Annotated in this window: 2 protein-coding genes; both read right to left on the bottom strand. The window is 64.0% G+C overall.

What is annotated here, in order from left to right:
* Positions 1-54: 54 nt before the first annotated feature.
* The gene (gene mtnA / locus ACXJ7R_RS29620; RefSeq protein WP_457154924.1) at positions 55-1,149 is read right to left on the bottom strand and encodes an S-methyl-5-thioribose-1-phosphate isomerase; all 1,095 of its coding nucleotides are present in this window, start codon (positions 1,147-1,149) and stop codon (positions 55-57) included.
* Positions 1,146-2,417: an S-methyl-5-thioribose kinase gene (gene mtnK / locus ACXJ7R_RS29615; protein ID WP_457154923.1), complete on the bottom strand. Its 1,272-nt coding sequence runs from the start codon at positions 2,415-2,417 to the stop codon at positions 1,146-1,148. The genes mtnA and mtnK overlap by 4 nt, the downstream gene beginning before the upstream one ends.
* Between the last annotated feature and the right edge of the window lie 199 nt (positions 2,418-2,616).

The raw sequence follows: 2,616 nt of genomic DNA, 5'->3' as shown, positions 1-2,616 counted from the left end.
TTGTTTTGACGCAATTCCGGACGGAAAACCGTTTCACACTTTTCCTGGATTGCTCTAGCCGCGCTCGGGAAACATCGCCTTCAGGCCCTCGCGCGATGCCTTGGCGACGCCGCGTTCGGTGATCAGGCCGGTCACCAGCCGCGCCGGCGTCACGTCGAAGGCCGGGTTCGCCGCGGGTGTCGTCTCGGGCGAGATGCGCACCTGGGCGATCTCGCCGGCAGAGGTCTTGCCCCAGACCAGCGAAACCTCGTCGGCCGAGCGCTGCTCGATCGGGATATCGGCCAGCCCGTCATGCACCGTCCAGTCGATGGTCGGCGACGGCAGCGCGACATAGAACGGCACATGATTGTCGGCGGCGGCAAGTGCCTTGAGATAGGTGCCGATCTTGTTGCAGACATCGCCGTCGGCGGTGGTGCGGTCGGTGCCGACGATGACCATGTCGATTTCGCCACGCTGCATCAGATGGCCACCGGCATTGTCGACGATCAGCGTGTGCGGCACGCCATGGCCGGCCATCTCCCATGCGGTCAGCTGGGCGCCCTGGTTGCGCGGCCGCGTCTCGTCGACATAGACGTGGACCGGAATGCCGGCCTCGGTTGCCAGATAGATCGGCGCCGTGGCGGTGCCGTAGTCGACGGTCGCCAGCCAGCCGGCATTGCAATGGGTCAGGATGTTGACCGGTTCGCCCTTCGGCTTGCGCGCCGCGATCGCCCTGATAATGGCGAGACCGTTCTCGCCGATGGCGCGGTTGAGGCCGACATCCTCGTCGGCGATTTCCCTGGCCCGCCGATAGGCGGCTTCGGCCCGTTGTTCTGTTGGCAGCGGCCTGAGGAAGCGCCGCATCTCGTCCAGCGCCCAGCGCAGATTGATCGCCGTCGGCCGCGTCTCGTGCAAAGTCTCCCAGACCGCATCAAGTGCGTCATCCGATGGATCGTCCGCCATCTGCATGGCGACGCCATAGGCCGCGGTAACGCCAATCAGCGGCGCGCCGCGCACCCACATGTCGCGGATCGCTGTGGCGATGCCGGTGACGGTGTCGATCTTCTCGACACGGAAATCATGCGGCAGCCAGCGCTGGTCGATGATCTCCACCGAACGCCCGTCGTTGCTCAGCCAGATGGTGCGATAGTGGCGGTCGCCGACGTTCAAATGCTGCTCTCCTGTTCAATCAGCGCGGCCAGGTGGTTGACCTCGTCGATGCTGTGGATCTGCCGCCGGTTGACGGCGAGGTGGCGGCCGAATTTCAGCGCCTTGGCCTCACAACTGGCGCGCAGATCCTCGTCGGCAATGGTCTCGAAATCGGCATTGTGGGCGAGGCCGAGGATACGCCGGTGGACCTCGATGCCGGCAAAGCCGAGCAGGTCGGTCCAGATCTGGTGCAGCACATGGTCGAGCGCCTGTTCGGCGCCGAGCCTGTCGCCCTGATCCTCGAACAGGCTTTTCTGGTAGAGCATGCCGGTGCGCTCGGTGCGCCACAGATGCGAGAACTCGGCGCGGAACACGACCCAAGTCTCGACGGTCACCGCGAGCAGATAGGCGCGCATGGCGTCGCGCTTGCCGCTCTGCTCGTGTCCCCGCTGCGAGAAGAAGGACATCCAGAAATTGGCGAGCAGCATGCCGACATCGAACGCCATCGGGCCGTAAAAGGCGAATTCGGGGTCGATCATCCGCGTCTGCGTGTCGGTGACCATGATCGAGCCGGAATGCAGGTCGCCATGCAGCAGCGTTTCGGCATTGGCGGCGAATATGTGCTTCAGCCGCTGCGCCTCGACCTTGAGGTCGCGGTCGGCGCGCAGCTCTGCGACGAGGTCGTCGAGCTGCGGCGAGGTGTGCCGGTTCATCCTGGCGTCGAAATAGGGGTCCGAGAACACCAGGTTCTCGGTGATGTCGCAGAGTTCGACATTGTCGGCGAACAGCGCCAGGTCGGCCTTGCGGTCCTTGGCTGCCATATGCAGGTCGGAGCCGCGAAACAGGGTGCGGGCCATGAACAGGCCGATATCCCTCGCAATGTTCGGCAGCTGCTGGCCTTCGATCAGCGCCCGCCGCAGGATGATGTGCGGCGACAGATATTCCATGATGATCAGCGCCTGGCCTTCATCGAAATGGTAGATCGCCGGCACCGAGCCCGGCGCGCGCGCCTCTTGCCGGGTCAGCGCATGGTATTCGAAGAACGAGCGCTTCRGCGGCAGTGGCCAGCTGTCGCCGACCAGGCGGACATAGGGCAGGGCCTGCTTTACCACCGCTGCACCGCTGGCGCCTTCGACGATGAACACCAGGTTCAGATTGCCGTCGCCGACCTCGCGGACCTTCCAGGCGCTCGTGTCCTTGCCGATCCGCGCGCGCAACGCCTCGTTGTCGCCAAGACGGCTCGAAAGCGTCTCGACCGACAGTGCTTCGAACTGCGATTTTCCAGTCATCGTCATCCTCCCGCATATGCACTCCGAACATAACGGAGGCATGGCGGTCGGGCCAAGCTAGGAAGCGATCTGGCAATTGTCAATCGTGTTGACAATTGCCGATGTAGCCCATAGCGTCATGTCAGGGAGGAACGCATGGTCGGCAATGCCGTGTTCCGCGCAGAGGGGCTGAGGAAATCCTTTGGCCAGAACGAGGTGC

The sequence above is a fragment of the Mesorhizobium sp. P5_C1 genome, assembly GCF_054049815.1.
Note: the sequence above shows the minus strand (reverse complement) of the source record. Positions and strands in the feature narration are given on the sequence as shown.